This is a genomic window from Cohnella sp. GCM10020058 (assembly GCF_042683485.1).
Taxonomy (GTDB): Bacteria; Bacillota; Bacilli; order Paenibacillales; family Paenibacillaceae; genus Cohnella.
The window spans coordinates 15401-32878 of the sequence record NZ_JBHUJV010000013.1 but is presented as its reverse complement, the minus strand read 5'-3'; the positions used below and the strand labels follow the sequence as shown (position 1 = coordinate 32878).

Here is a 17478-nt window from a genome sequence, read left to right as displayed (position 1 = left end):
AACAGCGTAGCGTCCAGATGTTAAAAATATCTTAACCGGGGGCTTAATAAATCGTTAATCTTTGCTTCATCGCTTGTTTAGTTGTCGAGATTAATATAAGGAGGCAAGCGGAGGAGGGGGTTCGACAATGCGGTATTTTTCGGTTATATTTCTATGGTTAATGCTGTTAATGACTCAGGGGACGCAAGCATCGGCTGAAGTTTCTCCCTCGCTTTCCGTTGAAGACTTTCGGTACGATTATGCGCGAAACGGCAATCCGACGATTTATTTTACAATCGTGAACGAAGGCAAAGAGTCTGTGCAGCCGAATGTGAAGGTGACCGTTAACCAGGCGTATTCCTCAAGTCAAGACGCTTATCATTATCGAAAAAAAGCGTCCCTTCGAGCCAAAGGATTGCCCGTCGTCATGCCTGGCGGCAAACAGCCGGTCAGCTTGTCCCTGGGCAAACGGCTTAAGCAGGGAGACTATGAGGCGATCGTCGAATTTCCGCAAATGGATATGCTTAAAGACAGAAGGTTTGACTTTAACGTCACCGAATCGGATTCACGGACGGGGATGCGACTGCTTCAACAAAAGCAACCGGCCGACTTCGGCGATTCAAAGTCGGCAGCCTGGTTATCAGCGCTCGCCGGTCTCTTGTCGGCGGCCGTCGCAGTCATAATCGCAGCAGCCGTTCATAGACGAAGGAGATCTCATCGATGAAATTTACGCTCAAGCTGAGCGCGGCCTTGCTGCTCAGTATCCTGTTCGCGGCGGGGTTCGGCCTCGTTGCGCTGCTGGTCGGCTACCATCGTTTGAACGTATTTGACCGCTCGGTCATTCGTTACGTACAAGGATTCGAGTCCCCGACGCTATCGCACGTGATGAAGTTTTTCACGGCAGTAGGGGCGGGCTTACCGGTAACGGCGATCGCGGTTACCATCGTCTTGCTCTTATTTTTCGTACTGAAGCATCGGCGGGAATTGATTCTGTTCGTGTTCGTGCTGGGCGGATCCCAACTGCTCAACGTGATTCTGAAGCTGCTGTTCCACCGCGAACGACCCGATATTCACCGGATCATTCAGGCGGCCGGCTACAGCTTCCCGAGCGGGCATTCAATGGGTGCGTTTAGCCTGTACGGCGTATCGGCGTACTTGCTCTGGAAGCATATTCCGGCTCGGTGGGGAAGAGCGATCCTGATCGCGGCCAGCTTCGCGCTCGTGTTGGCGATCGGCGTCAGCCGGATTTATTTGGGCGTCCACTACCCGAGCGACGTGATCGGCGGTTATCTGGCCAGCGGATTTTGGCTCGCCTCGTCCATCTGGGTATACCGCAAATACGACAAGCGTCGTGCACATCCCGAAAAAAGCTGACCCAAAAGGGCAGCTTTTTTATTTTTAAGGTCAAAAAAATACCGTTCGAAAGTCAAATCAGTCCTCTATGTTTTTGGGCGGCCATGCTTCAATAATGAGTACAAATACGAAGGGTCTAAGGCTAGACCAAAATAAATGTAAGAGAAAGGTGTGAAAGAATGAGAAGGATCTTAAATTTGTTCATGGTCATTGCGCTTTGTCTGGGGTATTTGCCGTCATTTGCTACGCCCGCATCGGCTGCGGATGCAGGGCTGATTAACGGCGGCTTCGAGAGCGGCCTGTCCGGCTGGACGCAGGTCGTCGGCACGACGGGGGTCTCGGTGAGCGCGGAGCAAAAGACGTCAGGCAGCGGCAGTATGAAAATCGTGGACGCTAGCGCGGGCACGACAATCAGTGTGGAGAGCGACAGGCATGCGGCATACGCCAGGCATTTTTACTCGGTGACGGGTGCCGTCTATTTGGCTTCGGGTACGACGAGTGTTCAGCTTCGTTTTTATGACGATACGAACGCGCTTATCGGAACGCCTGCGTCCACCTACGTTCCCATGCCGTCTAACGCCTGGACAAGCTTCAACGTAATTGCCGAAGCGCCGTCTAACGCCGCGAAGTGGAGCATTTACGTCAACACGGGTAACTCGAATACCGGAACGACCTATTATGACGACTTCCAGGTTTCTGAAAGCGCATTCTCACCGCTTCCGATCACGGATTCCTTCGATAGCGATCCGGTCGGATCGACGCCGGAAGCCTACGCGGTCGGCGGGCTGGGACACGTCTCCATTACAGATACGCCTGTTGGAGGGAATAAGAGCCTGACGCTGCGAGACGAACAAGCCTCGACATTGGGCGTCTCCGCGATCCGTCCGATTATGCCGCTCACGAGCGGCAGGTACGAGCTTGAGACGCGTTTCCTGTACGCGCCCGACGCGACGGGAGCGGGCAACCAGCTTGCCTTCAATCTGAAGCTGATGGGGAAAAACGCGAGCGGGACGCTTCTGCCTGCCGCACAGATCAGAATCGTAAACAACGGTGGCGCCAAGATCCTGGGCGGCGCGGGCAATGCCGATCTGCCGAACGGCAACGGCTCGCTGGCGACGGACAAGTGGTATACGATCCGGATCGCGGTCAATCTGGACGGCAAAACGTTCGACGTCTATATGAGCGGCGATGCAATCCAGCCGGATACTTATATAAAGCCGCCGGCCGTTCGGGTGGACGATCATACCGCCGTGTTAAAAAATCAACCGTTCACGACCGGCGGTATCGTCAGCTTGAATCAGATCCAAGCGGATACGATGGATAACACGGGCTCGGTGCATTTCGATTATATGAGGCTAGTCCGTCAGCACGGCGTAAGCGGCACGGTGAGCGACACGAACGGCCACGCGCTGGCGGGCGCAACGGTTAAGCTGTACGCCGCGAGCGATACGGGCTTCATCTATGCGCTGGACAGCGCTGTGACCGGTTCGGACGGCGCCTATGCCTTCGCCAAGGCCGTTAATGACGGCAGTTACGTTTTGCGCGCCTCGATGGCCGGATATGCGACGGTCACCAAGCCGTTAACAGCGTCCGAGGCCGGACTTACCGATGCGAACCTGGTCCTCGGCGATACTGCGGCCGCCTTGCATGCGATCGGCGGGAAGGTGGTCGCAGCGGGAACGGGCCAGCCGCTCTCAGGCGTACAGGTCCGGCTTTACGACGATACGCTCTCCTCGTCGTACGGGTCAGCCACGACGGCTGCCGACGGCACTTTTACGATCGAACCGCAAGTGAACGACGGCCGGTACAGGCTTAAGGCCGAGCGTGCGGGATTCGTGTCGACGACTTGGCCGGTCGCTGTATTTGAATCGGACATGAAGGACGAGACGATCGCAATGCCGGCCAAGGCCGCCGCGGTCACGGCCGATACTGTCGTGAAGCCGCCCGAGGGCGTGCATCCCCGGCTGTACGTCAACGCCTCCGATATTCCGGGGCTGCAGGCCAAAATAACGAACCCGGCAATGGAAAACGTATGGAAGGCCCTCCTTAGCAAGAGCGAAAATGCGTCGTACACGGGAAAAAGCAGCGGCACGACGACGGCGCTCGAAACGTATCCGCTGCCAAGCGCGCAGCAGGCGCGATATGTCCGGATCGTGGGCAAAGGAAACAACGGCGGCTCCTCGGCACCCTGGAATTCAATTACGGAGACGCGAATCTACGGACAGCCGCAAGGCGGCGGCTATTCGAATCTGCCCGTGCAGTCGACTTCCTGGAGCGCGGCGCAGGATAGCGATCATGAAGGACCGAAGACGCTGGACGGAGACTTCCAGACCTATTGGACCGCTGAAGGCGCGGGGCAATGGGTATCCTACGATCTCGGCGCCGTGCAAGAGGTTCATGCCGTTGCGCTTGCCTTTTTCAAAGGAGACATCCGTACTTCATTTTTCGATGTCGACGTCTCCACGGACGGCGAGTCATGGACGCGGCTGGACCTGGGCATGGGCGGAGCTCCGATCGGCGAGCTGCCTGCCATCGGAACCGCGAGTACGAACTATAACATTGCCGTACGTCAGGCCATCGAGGCGACGGCAATGCGATATCTTTTGCAGGGCGACGCACTGCAGGGAGAACGCGCAGTTACGATGCTCACAAACTTTTTGAACTCCGTCGTCTTCACACTGCCTACCCAGTACCATCAGATCGGGGATACGATCAACGCGGCTGCCATCGTCTATGATTGGTGCTATCCGTTGATGGATGCCCAGGAGCGGGAGAATATCATTGCGAAAATGAAGTCGCTTGCTTCTCAAATGGAAATGGGCTATCCGCCGCCGTCTAATCCGCCTGCGATCGAGAGCCATTACAGCGAGGATCAGCTGCTCAAAAACCTGCTTGCGGCCGGCGTCGCCGTTTACGACGAGGATCCGAACCATGAAATCTATAACAATGCAGCCGTCCTGCTCATGAACCAATACGTTCCCGTGCGCAACTTCTGGTACGAATCGGGCATGCACCATCAGGGCGATTCCTACGGCATGCAGGGCAGATATGAGCCGGAGCTGTGGGCGCAGATCATTATGCGCAAAATGGGCGCCGGCGATATTTTCTCGGAAAAGCAAGGCGACGTCCTGATGCGCGCTATCTATGCCCGCAGGCCGGACGGCCAGTTGATCCGCGACGGCGATTCCTATCAAGACGTATACACGTCGGATAACCAGACCTGGAAATATGCGAAGGAGTCCATGCTCGCTTCTTACTTATATGATAATCCTTACGTTCACGATCTGTTCGAGGGCGAATACGTGCCGGGGACGATCGATCCGGTCGCCGAGATGTTGTTCGTGAAGCCGGATCTGGCGACCAGTCCCGTGGACGAGCTGCCGCTGACCAAGTATTTCGGCTCGCCGATGGGCTCGATGGTCGCCCGCACGGGCTGGGACGATCCCGCTGCCATTAACAAACAGTCTCCTTCCGTCGTGGCGGAAATGAAAATCGGCGGCTACTGGTTCGGCAACCACCAACACCTCGATATGGGCAGCTTCCAGCTCTATTATCAAGGTTCGCTCGCGCTGGACAGCGGCATGTACGAGGGGGTGCCGGCCGCAGGAGGCACCTCCGAATCCTATATGAGCGCTTATGACCGAAACTACTATAAGCGTACGATCGCTCATAATTCCATGCTCGTTTACGATCCGGCGGAGGTTCCGGTTTATCGCGGACAGTCGCTGCAGAACGACGGGGGACAGTTGTGGGCGAACGATTCGGGGACCTATGCCGAGGCCAGGTCGCTCGACGAATTGGCCGACAAAGACTACGCTCGCGCCAAGGTGACGGGACAGGCGAACGGCGGCGGCTCCGACCCGCTTGCCCCCGAATACAGCTACATCAAGGGCGACCTGACGCAGGCCTATTCGGACAAAGTCAAGCAGTTCGAGCGCTCGATGATGTTCCTGAATCTGAAGGACGCCGAGCATCCCGCCGCAATGGTCGTCTTCGACAAGGTCGTCTCTTCGAATCCGAATTTTAAAAAGAGTTGGCTGCTGCACACCGAAGAGGAGCCGATCGTGAACGGATCGGTCACAACCGTGACCAGAAGCGATAACGGGTACTCCGGCAAGCTGGTCAACGAGACGCTGCTGCCGCTCGCCGACAATGTGAAAATCGAAAAGGCAGGCGGGCCCGGTCATGAGTTCGAAACCGACGGGACGAACTATCCGCGCATTCCCTCTACGTCAGCGGACAAAAACACGATCGAAGCGGGCGCATGGCGCGTTGAGGTATCTCCAAAAGCGTCTGCGGAGACCGATTATTTCCTGAACGTCATGCAGGTAATGGACGACGGGGAAACGACGGTTCTGCCGAGCCAGCGTCTGGACTCGGAGCAAATGTCGGGCGTTCAGATTGCGGATCGCGCCGTCTGGTTCAGCAAGAGCGGACAACGGCTGAGCGAATCGGTGACGCTGTCCGTGTATGGTTCGCAGGCGAATATGTCAGTGACCGTAGCCGATATGCACGCGGGGAGATGGAAAATTTCGATGGTCGGCCAGACCGACCGTACGGGCGTTGTCAGCGAGGAGGGCGGCGTGCTGGCGTTCGAAGCGCCGTCTGGGACGTACACGCTGACGCCGCTCGGCGAGGAATCGGAATCCGGTACAGTCACCCTGTCGACGGCAGGATCTGTCAAGCCGGGAGAAGCGTTCGTGGCGAAGCTCGGCGTCAAGGACATCTCGAACGCGTCGGCTTTGGACGTCACCGTTCAGTACGACAAGGACAAGTTCGAATATGAGGGGGCGGAGAGCGACCGGACGGAATCCTCAATCGAAAATACAGTACATGATTCAAGCGCCGGAACCGTGCGCTATGTCATCGCCAATGCTTCTGCAGCAGGCGCGATTATCGGAGATGCGTCCGTGCTTCGCCTGAACTTCCGCGCCAAGCAGGGCTTGCAGGACGGAAGCGGCACCCTCGCCGTCTCCCAGGCGGTCTATGCTGACGGCAACGGACATGAATCGCCGATGGGACTCGCATCCCTGAGGGTCGATATTCGCAGCGCTGTCTCCAAAGAAGCCCTTCTTGCCGCCATTGCGCAAGCCGAATCCTCTCGTGACGGCGCGGTAGAAGGCTTGGCCGACGGGCAATTCATCGCTGGCACGCTAACCGGCTTGAAGACGGCGCTGAACGCCGCGATCGCAGCCGCACAGACGAAGGCTGACGATCAGGCCGCGACGCAAGCGGCAGTCGACCAGGCCCTTGCCGGCTTGGATGCGGCGGTCGCAGTCTTTGAAAACGGCAGGATCACGCCCGAGACCGGCAATTTGAACGGCGAGCCCGGCATTACCGTCGGGGATGTCGCAATCGTCGCCTTCAACTTGGGAATTAACAATGCGAGCCCGTCCTGGAACGCGGTCAAAGCCGCCGACGTGAATCGGGACGGCAAGATCGACTATGCGGATCTCGCGTTCGTGGCGATGCGGATCCGTATGCAGTGAACGCGGCCGCCGGGGCAAAGTCAAAAAAGTACCTGCGAGATGTCAAAGCGCTCGTCTATGAATGCCGGGAGGCATGTCGGATAATAAACACGTAGGCAAGCGCAAGATTAAATTGTCGGAAGGTGATGCATTTGAAAAAGTCATTGCTCGTCGTATTGTCGGGGGCGACCTTGCTGGCTACGGCCTGCTCGAACAACGGGAACGAGACAAAAGGGGCGGCTTCGAGCCAGCCCGCATCAAGCGCAGGCACAGCCTCGGCATCCGCATCGGCGACCGCGTCCGAAGCCGTCAAGCCGGAAAAGATCAGCCTGCGCTTCATGGTGCCGGTCGGCACGGAGTTCGCCAACTCCACGCTGCCTTCGGCGGACAAGGACTTCGTCAAGCAAGCGATAGAAGAGAAATTCAACGTGGATCTGAAGCTTGACTACATGGTCGGCGGCGAAGATTACAAGAGCAAGATGAACGTCCAGCTGGCGGGCGGCGATATTCCCGATGTGTTCATCGCGGACGGCGCAGCGTCGCAGAAATACGCGACCGACGGTCTGCTGGCCGACCTGACGGCTTACTTGAACGAAGAGAAGGTACCGAATTACTACAAATGGGTCAGACAGACCGAACTCGACTCCTACCAGCTGAAGGGCGGCGGCTTCAACCGCGGCATCCTGCCGTTCATGCGCAACCAATATCCCGCGTGGTACGTGCGCAAGGATTGGCTCGACAAGCTGAAGCTCGGGATGCCGAAGTCGTACGACGAGATGCTCGAGGCGATGCGCAAGTTCACCAACGAGGATCCGGACGGCAACGGCAAAAAGGATACGTACGGCTTCTCCACGTCGGGCAACGGCGTCAGCGTGCCGCTAGAGTTCCCGCAATGGCTGGCCAACGGCTTCGTGGCCGACTTCCAGATCGCTAACGGCGTATTCGTGGACAACCGGACGGACCTGGGCGTGCAAAAGGTTATACAGGGCATCATCGATATGACGAACGAAGGCATCGTCGACCCGGACTGGTTCCTCAGCAAGTATCCCGGGCATCTGGACAAGGCGGCGCAAAACAAAATCGGCATTTTCTTCAGCGGCGAAAAGAACGCGGCGCTCGAAGGCGATGCGAACAGCGTGCAGACCCGCACGAAGGCGATCGATCCGAACGCGGACTGGCAGCCGTTCAACCCGTTCCCGGACCTGCCGGCGATCTGGAAAAACGGCGTGCCGGAAACCTCGGTCATGGTCGGCAAAGCCGTCGCCGAGAAAAAGCCGGAGAACGTCGCCCGCGCATTCGAGGTGCTGAACTGGCTGGCCGGCGAAGAAGGTTACCTGCTGACGCACTACGGCCAAGAGGGCAAGCATTATACGAAAGAAGGCAATAAAATCACGTTGATTCCGGAAGCGTACGATGCCGACATCGCGAACGCCGGCAACTGGCTTGGCATTTACCGCTTCTTCACGCCGGAGGAGCCGGCCGTGCTCGGCCTCGAGATTAACGACCCGCGCGTATCGCCGCGCGACCAGGCGATCCTCAAGACGGTCGCTTCGTATCCGAAGCACGACGCGCTCCCGCCGGTCTCGCTGCTGCCGCCGGAAGGCACGAACATCGGCGACTTCCGCAAGGAAATGAACCGCCTGCACGTCAAGATGATCTTCGAGGACAAGAGCGCCGCCAAGTGGCCGGAGTACCGCGAAGAGTTGATGACGAAGTTTACCGGCCGGACGATCTTCCAGGGCTATACCGACCAGATCAATGCGGTGCTCAAGGACAAACAGCTTAACGCATTCAAGTAAGCGATGGACGGCTAGTCAGTCTAACGACACGCTGCAAGGCTAAAACGGAAGGCAACCCCTGACGGGGTCGGGGGTTGCCTTCCTCTATTCCCGCAACTTCAGCACAAAAGGGGCAATGGCAATGAACCAAACCCTCGCACGGGCAAAGCAACCGACGGCCCCCCCTGCAAGCGCCGCAAAGCGCAAGTCGCTCGTAAGCTTGTATCGCGGTAGATGGATGATTCTCATGATGATTCCCGGTTTGCTCTATTATTTATTGTTTCACTATTTGCCCATGGCGGGCATTCTGATCGCCTTTCAGGATTACAACCTGATGAAGGGCATATGGAAGAGCCCTTGGGTAGGCCTGGACCATTTCATGACCATGTTCCGGTCGCCGGATTTTCCCCAAATCATGAAAAATACGCTGCTCATCAGCATCTATCGCATGATCTTCAACATGATTCCCGATATGCTGCTGGCGCTGCTGTTGAACGAAATTCGCTCCAAATGGTTCAAAAAGGTCGTACAGTCAATCACCTACGGTCCGCACTTTCTGTCCTGGATTATCGTCTACGGCATCGTCTTTTCCTTTTTCGCGCCGGGCGCGGGCCTGGTGACGACGCTGTTTCGCGACTGGGGATGGGGCGAGCTGAACCTGCTGACCGACCCGGATTATTTCCGTCCTTTGCTCGTCGTTTCCGATCTGTGGAAAAACGTAGGCTTCGGGGCGATCATTTATCTAGCCGCGCTCGGGTCGATCAATCCGGAGCTGTACGAGGCGGCGGCGGTGGACGGCGCGGGCAGATGGCGGAAAATGTGGAATATCACGCTGCCGGGCATCCGTTCGGTGTTCATGCTGCTCTTGATCCTGCGGATGGGCAGCATTCTCGACGCGGGCTTCGATCAGGTATACATCTTCCTCAATGCCAGGGTATTCGGCGTCGGAGATATCATCGACACCTGGGTATTCCGCCAGGGACTCGAGCAGTTGAACTTCAGCATCGCGGCCGCAACCGGCGTATTCAAATCCTTGATCGGCCTGATCTTTATTCTGGGCGCGAACAAAATAGCCAAAAAAGTCGGAGGTTCGGGCATATGGTAACGAAAACGGACCGTATCGTCGACGGCGCGCTCTACGTCTTCCTTGGATTGTTCGCGCTGTCGACGCTGTTCCCGCTGTACTTCGTGGTCGTCATGTCCATCACGCCGTATACCGAAGTTCTTCGCAACGGAGGCTTCGTCATCTGGCCCAGCTCGGTCACGTTAGAAGCCTACAAGCAGATTCTGGCGAGCGCCAGAATTCCCGATGCGCTGCGGATCACTTTAATCGTCACGATCGTCGCCACCGCGATCAATTTGCTCGTGACGACGCTGCTCGCCTACCCGTTGTCGAAGAAATCGACGCCGGGGCGCAACGGCATTTTGCTCGCGATCGTATTCACCATGTTGTTCAATGGAGGGATAATTCCGACCTACATGGTCATACGCGAGCTGGGACTCTACAATACCATCTGGGCGATGATCATCCCCGGCACGGTATCCACCTTTAACTTTCTGATCATGAAAACATACTTCGAAGCGCTGCCGCAGGAGGTCGAAGAGGCTGCGCGGATCGACGGCTGCGGCGAGATCGCGACGCTCTGGCTGATCGTGCTTCCGCTGTCGGCGCCGATCCTGGCCACCATCGGACTTTTCTACGGCGTCGGTCACTGGAACGAATATTTCAAAGGCATCATGTACGTCTCGGATAAAGACCTGGCGCCGATCCAGGTCGTTCTGCGCAACATGATTCAGACGCCGAGCGTAAGCCAGGAGCTGTCGCTGAATGCCTCCAAAATATCGCAGCTGCCGCCGGAGACGATCAAGATGGCCACGGTGACGGTCGCCATTATGCCGATCGTGCTGGTATATCCTTTCCTGCAGAAGTACTTTACCAAAGGAGTCATGATCGGCGCGATTAAGGGTTAAGTCATACGAGGGGCTCGGCAACCGGAATTTTTCCGGAGCGCCGCAGCCCCTGGGATATTATATGGTAATATAATTTCATCCATTTGTTCCCTTCATGCCGGAGGTGCGACCAGCCGAATATGTTCCCCTTCTTGCCGAGACTTGCGAACGCTTTCCGCAGTTCCGTTCAGCTGCGGCTCACCAGTTATTTTCTTATTATTCTTCTCCCGCTGGTCGCGGTCAGCGTATTTGCCAGCCTGCGATCCGAGCGGATCCTCGAACGCAAGGTCAACGAGCAGACTGTCGTCGCGTTATCCTCCGCGATGGAGGCGATCGACCTGACGATGGACAATATTGAAAATATGTCGATGGCACTCGCGACCGATACCAACCTGATCGATTTGCTGGGCCGAACGGAGACGCAGTTGACCGGCGAGATGACCCTGGATTTTCAGAAGGTGCTCGTGCAGCTGTCCAACATGAAATCCGCCAACAGTTATCTCGTTCAATTATCGATCTATCATGCATATTCGCATACCATCCTGTCCTCCAAATTCGGAGGCAGAAGAGTGGATGAGCTTGCCGATCAGGCGTGGTATGCGGAATTGATGCAATCGCGCGGCAAGAGCCGGCTGCTCGTGCCGAAGCCTGACGAATTCAATACGTATCAGCAGCTGGATCAGACGTTTCAGCCGGGTTATATCACCTTGCTTCGTACAATGGACCCGTTTAAGCCGGGCGATCGCAAGAGCGTGCTGATGATCACCCTGGACGCCGCGCACCTGCGCAAGCATCTCGACACGTTGGTGCACGGCACGGACGAAAGCGTCTATCTGACGACCGCGGACGGCGGCCTGATCGCGGGAGCCGGCTCGGTCGACGGGACGATGCCGGCGTGGGAGGCCGATGGCGATATCATGACCGTGCAGCATTCGGGCATTGACGGGAAAAGCGAAATGCTCGTGCGGTACCGGTCCCCGTCGTCCGGCTGGACCGTCGTCCTCGTCAAGCCGGCCGCGGCCATGTATGCCGAGACCGACCAACTGCGGACGTTCATGTACGCGATCATCGGAATCAGCGTACTGCTCACGATCGTCATCTCCTGGATCGTCTATCGCGGCATTGCTTCGCCCCTGGGCGCGCTGGCCTACGGGATGAAGCAGATGCGGATGGGGCGCCTCGATACGAATCTGCCGAACAAGCGGGAGGACGAATTCGGCTATCTGACGAGCGCCTTCAACGACATGGCGCTCGAGCAGAAAAACCTGATCGAAAACATCTACGAGCAGCAGCTGCTCCGGCTCAAGGCCGAGCTGCGCATCCTGCAGTCGCAGATCAATCCGCATTTTCTGTACAACACGCTCGACTCGATCTATAGCATGGCCGAAAATTACGAGGCCGAGGAAATATCGGAGATGGCGCTCAATTTATCGAAGTTTTTCCGGCTGAGCCTCGGCAAGGGACAGGACGAGTTCACGGTCGAGGAGACGATCGAGCATCTGCGCTTTTACTTACGCGTACAGGAGCTGCGATTCATCGACAAGCTGTCCGTGGACATAAGAATCGACGAGGCGTGCAAGCCGTATCCCGTCCTGAAGCTGTTGCTGCAGCCGATCGTGGAGAATGCGATCCTGCACGGGCTTGAGCAGAAAAAGAAGGACGGCGTCGTGCGGATCGACGGCCGCGTGGAGGCGGGAAGGCTTCGTCTTGAAGTATCCGACAACGGAAAAGGAATTGCGCCGGACAGGCTGCGCTATATCAGGGACGAGCTCGGCCGCTTGTATGCGCATGCCGGTCAGGCCTGGGATCGGGAGCTGAATAGGAACGATCTGTACGGCCTGTGGAACGTAAAAGCAAGACTCAAGCTGTACTACGGCGACTTGGCCGAATTGACCGTCGACAGCATCGAAAACGAGGGAACCACCGTCACGCTGTGGATTCCGATCGGAGGCGCCCATGAATCTGATGATCGTGGAAGACGAGCTTCGGCTTCTTAACAACATCGCCCGCAACATTCCTTGGGAGGAGCACGGGATCGAAGTAGTGGCGACGGCGGACAACGGCGTCGACGCGATCAAGCTGTTCGATCAGGCGAAGCCGAACATCGTGCTGATGGACATCCAGATGCCCGACCTGGACGGTCTGTCCGTCGCGCGGCATATCGTGGAGACGGACCCGCTCGCGAAGATCATCCTGCTGAGTGGCCATGACGACTTCAAATACGCCCAGACCGCGATCGAGCTTCAAGTCGCCAAGTATCTGCTCAAGCCGGCAGGCAACGACGAGGTGCTGCAGGCGGTGCTGGAGGCGCGCGAGAAGATTCGGGAGGACCTGGACGCCAGATACAATCAGGAGCTGATGCGCAAAAAGTGGGCGGAGCATCTGCCCAGGCTGCAGGATCTGTTTTTTCAAAACTGGCTGTCGGGGAAATACGCCGACTGGGAGATCGGGCAGCGGAGCCGCGAGCTGATGATCGACCTGCCGGGCGATGCGGGCTGGGCGGTATCGATAGCGGATCCGGACCCGCTCACCGCGCCGAATCCGCGGTTTTCGGCAGAGGATATTACGCTGCTTAAAATATCGATGCTAGGCATTGCCAAGGAATTTCTCGCGAACGTGCCGTGCCATATTTTCTCCGACGACGAGGGCGCCACCGTCATCGTATTCCGGGACGCACCGGAGGAGCGGGAAAGGCGGCGCTCCGTGGGCGGCTTCACGGCGGACGTTCATCTGCATACGACCAGGCTGCTGTCCGTCTTCAAGGAATTTATGAAGACGTCGGCAAGTGCCGGCATCGGCCGCGTCGTAGACAAGAGGTCGACGGTCAACCGCTCCTACCTCGAAGCCGGCCAGGCGCTCAAGGAACGCGTCGTGCACGGACACGACATCGTCGTGCCGTACCGCGACGAGCCTGCGCCGGCCAATGCGGTCGCCGCCGGCGTCCAGTTGGAGAAGGTGCTCGCGCACGCGCTCGAGTCCGGCCAGCGGGAGACGGCGCTCGCCTTGATCGACGAGTGGCTCGAGGCCCATGTCGACCGCGCGAATACGAGCGAGGAAGTGTACGAAAACGTGCTGCTGCTTGCCTCGCTCATCGTACGGGTCGTCCATTTCCAGGGCTGGGCGCTGCAAGCGGCGATAGGACGCCACTTGTCGTTTTTCCAGCAGCTGCGTGCCTTGTCGACCAAGGAGCAGACCCGTCAATGGCTGCATGGAACGGTAGACCATATTTGCGCCTACGTCAATGACCGGAAAAGCAAAAGCCGCCACGAGCTGATCGAGAAGATGATCGGCATGGTCGAAGCCGATATCGGGCAAGACATCGGGCTTCACGAGGTTGCCGGCAAGCTGTACATCAACGCGTCTTACTTGTCCCGCCTGTTCAAGCAGCAAATGGGCCAGTCGTTCACCGCCTACGTCGTGGAGCGCAAAATGAAGCTGGCGATGAGCTGGCTGTCTGACGGCATGAAAGTTTCCGAGACAGCCAACCTGCTGGGGTACCGGGACTTTAGCTATTTTGCCAAGGTGTTCCGCAAAACGTGGGGCATGACGCCGGCCGAGGTGAAAAATAAAAAAAGCGTGCTATAAAGCGTCAGCAAGCAAAGCCCCGCAGAGTTTCTGCCGCGGCGGCTTTTTTCTTGCGATGCAGTTTACATCCCGTTAAAGAACGCTTCATTCGCCGATTAGGATCGCGCCTTATATTGAGGGTAAGAGCCTGCGCTTCGCGCCTGTCGCGACAGCGCATTGAGGGGGAATGGCGATGGAGGAACGGGCATGGAAGATCCTGATCGTGTACGCCAGGTTCGGGGACGGACACTATCAGGTGTCCAAGGCGCTTGAGCAGCAATTCGCCGCGCATCCGGAGGCGCGCTTCGAGGTGCATCTCGTGGATTTGTTTGCAGAAGCACATCCCGCGATGGACGCGATCGTCCGTATCGCGTACGCCAAGAGCATGACCTGGTTCCCTAAAACTTACGGCTGGAGCTACCGGGTCACGAACGGCATGAAGCACGACCGCCCGCTCGGGAGATGGCTGCATGCCTTCGGACGGAGCAAGATGGCTGCGCTCTTGCAATCGGTGAAGCCTGATGCGGTCATCCATACGTTTCCCTTTCTCGCCACCTATCCCGCCATGGCGGCCTCCGGTATCGCGATCCCGACGTACACCGTCATTACGGATTACGAGCTTCACACCCGCTGGATCCATCCGCATACGGACGGCTACTTCGTGGCGTCGGAGGAATTGAAGTCGCAAATCGCCGGCATGGGCATCCGCGAGGATCGCATTCATGTCACGGGCATACCGATCCGCGGACAGTTCCGGGCCGAGCGCCGGTCGAGACTGGAGATTTGCGGCGAAAAGGGTTTAGATCCCGACCAGGTGTACGTGCTCGTCATGATCGGCGCGCTGTCGGAGCCCGAGCGGCTGGTCGATTCGCTGCTTAAGCTTGAGCTGTCCGCTACGCTGCTGCTCGTCGCCGGCCGCAACGCCAAGCTCTGCCGCAAGCTTGCGAAGCGATACGAGGGTAGCGCTCGCATACAGGTCATCGGCTATGCGGAAAACATTGAAGCGTACATGACCGTCGCTTCCTGCATCGTGACGAAGGCGGGGGCGGTCACGCTGACCGAGGCGATCTCGATGGGCGTGCCTGTCGTCGTGTACAAACCGATGCCGGGACAGGAGCAAGGCAATGCGGAATACTGGAGCCGCAGGCGCGCGCTGCGCATGGCGACGGACGCGGCATCGCTGCGGGCGGCCGTGGCGCTTGCGATCCGCAGACGCGAAAAAGCGCCTGCAGGCGCGATCGGTCGCGCAGACGCATGTCGCGTCATTGTAGCGGAAGTGCTGCGCGGCGGAGCGGGATGGATGGCGCGGCGAGCCACGCGCATCTGATCGGCTTCTTGATAGTCGAGCGTCAACGATCGAGACTGGGCGTCGTGAACAGACGGCGCAATCCCGGGCAAAAAGGAAAATCGGGGCCAGCAGCGAATCCTCTAGAGGAGAGCAAGCCCATTTATTGAAAACGGAGGCCGGCCCATGGCGCAACTTTCGCAAATCGTACCGATCCTGCGCATTTTCGACGAAAACAAAGCCAAGACGTTTTATTTGGACTTTCTGGGCTTCTCGCTGGATTGGGAGCACCGGTTCGAACCGGAAATGCCGCTTTATATGCAGATCTCCAGAGACAGCGTTCAGATCCATCTTAGCGAGCATCACGGAGATTGCAGCCCGGGCGCGGCGATCCGCGTCCATATGAACGGGGTAAGGGAGCTTCAAAAAGAGCTGATCGGAAAAAAATACGCTTATGCCAGACCGGGATTGGAAAAAACGTCTTGGAACGCCGAGGAGTGCACCGTCACGGACCCGTTCGGCAACCGATTGGTGTTTTGCGAGTATCTTTCGTGAGGCCATCTTGCCGCACAGAAAAAGGCGCCGCTCCATGAAGCGGTGCCTTTTTCTATCCTTTTTGGCGTACGATCGGCGCGATTTTTCCTTCTTACAAGCTTGTTATGCATTAAATACTTCGTTGTCGGGCGTGTTTTTTAGTCGATTGATAAGCGTCCCCACGTTTTCTTCGCCATACTCCTCGACCAAGTATTGTGCATGCGTTTCCCCCCAATCGCTCATCACTTGAATGACGGGTAACAAACTTTTCCCATGCTGCGTAAAGGAATATTCAACTTTTGGAGGGATCTGGTTAAATACTTTGCGGTGAATGATTTTATGATACTCCAATTCCTTTAACTGCATCGTTAGCATTCGTTTATTGATACCGGGAATCGCCCTTAATAGCTCGTTGTACCTCATTGTCTTATTCGACATGAGCTGGAATATGATCATGAATTTCCACTTGCCCACCAAAATGTCCAGGGAAGTCGTAAAGTTGCATTCGACAAATTCATCAAATTCGGTGCGTTTTTCTTCTGACAAAGGTCTGATCCCCCCGTTATATCAAATAGTTTACATTTTTAGACTATGCCTAAAAAAAGTGCCTAGTTTAAATAATGGTTTATATGTATTATTCTAAACCCAGTCCATCGCACGATTCAATATATGCAAGACGAAATCACTTACAAGTGCAAAAAATGATTAGAAATGACTTGAGTCCGAGGGGGCTGAATCATGTTGTCACCGGTTTTTCTGGCGCACGGATCGCCGTTCACCATTTTTGAGAACTCCGATTTCACCAGGTTTTTAAACGGTTTTGGACAAGCGCACCGGCCCAAAGCCATCGTCATTTTCTCCGCGCATTTTGAGAACGAGATTACGACGATCGCAGCTACGGACGGCGTTCATGAATTGGAGTACGACTATTACGGATTTCCGCCCGAATATTATCAAGTTCAGTATCCCGCAAGGGGATCATCCATCGTCGCTTCTATCGTCGAGGAGCGTTTGCGCAAGCACCATATTCCCGTTCAACAAAAATATCGGGGCATGGATCACGGCGTTTTTCCGATTATGAGGCATGCTTACCCGGAAGCCGACATTCCTATCGTGCCCGTTTCGGTTAACCCGTATTTACCGGCCAGGCAGCAGCTTGCTATTGGAGAGGCGATGCGCGGTCTGGAGCAAGATGGAATTCTCGTAATCGGCAGCGGATTTTTATCGCATAATTTGTACGAGTTTGACAGGGATTCGGAAGCTCCGCCACGAGCATGGGCCGCAGCGTTTGTCGATTGGATTCGAGAAAAAGTGCTCGCGAGGGACATCGAGTCGTTGGTCGGCTACGAAGTCTTGGCTCCACACGCGAAAAGAGCCGTGCCTCGCGCCGAGCACTTCGTGCCTCTGCTGATCGCTTTAGGAAGCGGAAGCCCGGATCAAAAGCCGCAGGTGTTGCATGACGAGGAAATCAAGCACGGTTCGATGAGCAATCTCTGCTTCCAGTTTTGATAACGGCAAGCTCTGCATGAGCTGGCTGCCATTCAGTTAAAACGCGTCCGTTTGGCGC

Annotated in this window: 12 protein-coding genes; 11 read left to right on the top strand and 1 reads right to left on the bottom strand. The window is 56.8% G+C overall.

Features of this window, described 5'->3' with window-relative positions:
* The first annotated feature begins 127 nt into the window (after positions 1-127).
* The 10 genes from ACFSR7_RS21645 (at position 128) to ACFSR7_RS21600 (ending at position 15932) form a co-directional block, all read left to right on the top strand.
* Positions 128-703, top strand: coding sequence for a hypothetical protein (locus ACFSR7_RS21645; protein WP_378165163.1), 576 nt, complete (start codon positions 128-130; stop codon positions 701-703).
* Positions 700-1353 carry a phosphatase PAP2 family protein gene (locus ACFSR7_RS21640; RefSeq protein WP_378165161.1) on the top strand — a complete coding sequence of 218 codons (654 nt, stop codon included), beginning with the start codon at positions 700-702 and terminating at the stop codon, positions 1351-1353. Before ACFSR7_RS21645 ends, ACFSR7_RS21640 begins: the two co-directional genes overlap by 4 nt.
* A gap of 158 nt (positions 1354-1511) precedes the next feature.
* Positions 1512-6821 carry a heparin/heparin-sulfate lyase HepB gene (gene hepB / locus ACFSR7_RS21635; protein ID WP_378165160.1) on the top strand — a complete coding sequence of 1770 codons (5310 nt, stop codon included), beginning with the start codon at positions 1512-1514 and terminating at the stop codon, positions 6819-6821.
* Positions 6822-6952: 131 nt separating this feature from the next.
* Entirely contained in the window at positions 6953-8599 is a 1647-nt protein-coding gene (locus ACFSR7_RS21630; protein ID WP_378165158.1) for an extracellular solute-binding protein, read from the top strand.
* A gap of 121 nt (positions 8600-8720) precedes the next feature.
* Positions 8721-9683 carry an ABC transporter permease gene (locus ACFSR7_RS21625; RefSeq protein WP_378165157.1) on the top strand — a complete coding sequence of 321 codons (963 nt, stop codon included), beginning with the start codon at positions 8721-8723 and terminating at the stop codon, positions 9681-9683.
* Positions 9677-10549 (top strand): carbohydrate ABC transporter permease, encoded by an 873-nt coding sequence (locus ACFSR7_RS21620; RefSeq protein WP_378165155.1) that lies wholly within the window; start codon positions 9677-9679, stop codon positions 10547-10549. Before ACFSR7_RS21625 ends, ACFSR7_RS21620 begins: the two co-directional genes overlap by 7 nt.
* Before the next feature lie 119 nt (positions 10550-10668).
* Complete coding sequence (locus ACFSR7_RS21615; RefSeq protein ID WP_378165153.1) at positions 10669-12525, top strand: cache domain-containing sensor histidine kinase; 1857 nt, start codon at positions 10669-10671, stop codon at positions 12523-12525.
* A complete protein-coding gene (locus ACFSR7_RS21610) occupies positions 12485-14113 on the top strand; it encodes a response regulator (protein WP_378165151.1) in 1629 nt (542 codons plus the stop codon). The genes ACFSR7_RS21615 and ACFSR7_RS21610 overlap by 41 nt, the downstream gene beginning before the upstream one ends.
* 172 nt (positions 14114-14285) lie before the next feature.
* Positions 14286-15419 carry an MGDG synthase family glycosyltransferase gene (locus ACFSR7_RS21605; RefSeq protein WP_378165149.1) on the top strand — a complete coding sequence of 378 codons (1134 nt, stop codon included), beginning with the start codon at positions 14286-14288 and terminating at the stop codon, positions 15417-15419.
* Between the two features lie 144 nt (positions 15420-15563).
* Positions 15564-15932, top strand: coding sequence for a glyoxalase superfamily protein (locus ACFSR7_RS21600; RefSeq protein ID WP_378165147.1), 369 nt, complete (start codon positions 15564-15566; stop codon positions 15930-15932).
* Between the two features lie 102 nt (positions 15933-16034).
* On the opposite strand, the gene ACFSR7_RS21595 is transcribed toward ACFSR7_RS21600, so the two are convergent.
* A complete protein-coding gene (locus ACFSR7_RS21595) occupies positions 16035-16457 on the bottom strand; it encodes a winged helix-turn-helix transcriptional regulator (protein WP_378165145.1) in 423 nt (140 codons plus the stop codon).
* A gap of 192 nt (positions 16458-16649) precedes the next feature.
* Between ACFSR7_RS21595 and ACFSR7_RS21590 the strand changes: the two genes are divergently transcribed.
* Complete coding sequence (locus tag ACFSR7_RS21590; RefSeq protein WP_378165143.1) at positions 16650-17420, top strand: DODA-type extradiol aromatic ring-opening family dioxygenase; 771 nt, start codon at positions 16650-16652, stop codon at positions 17418-17420.
* Positions 17421-17478 lie beyond the last annotated feature (58 nt).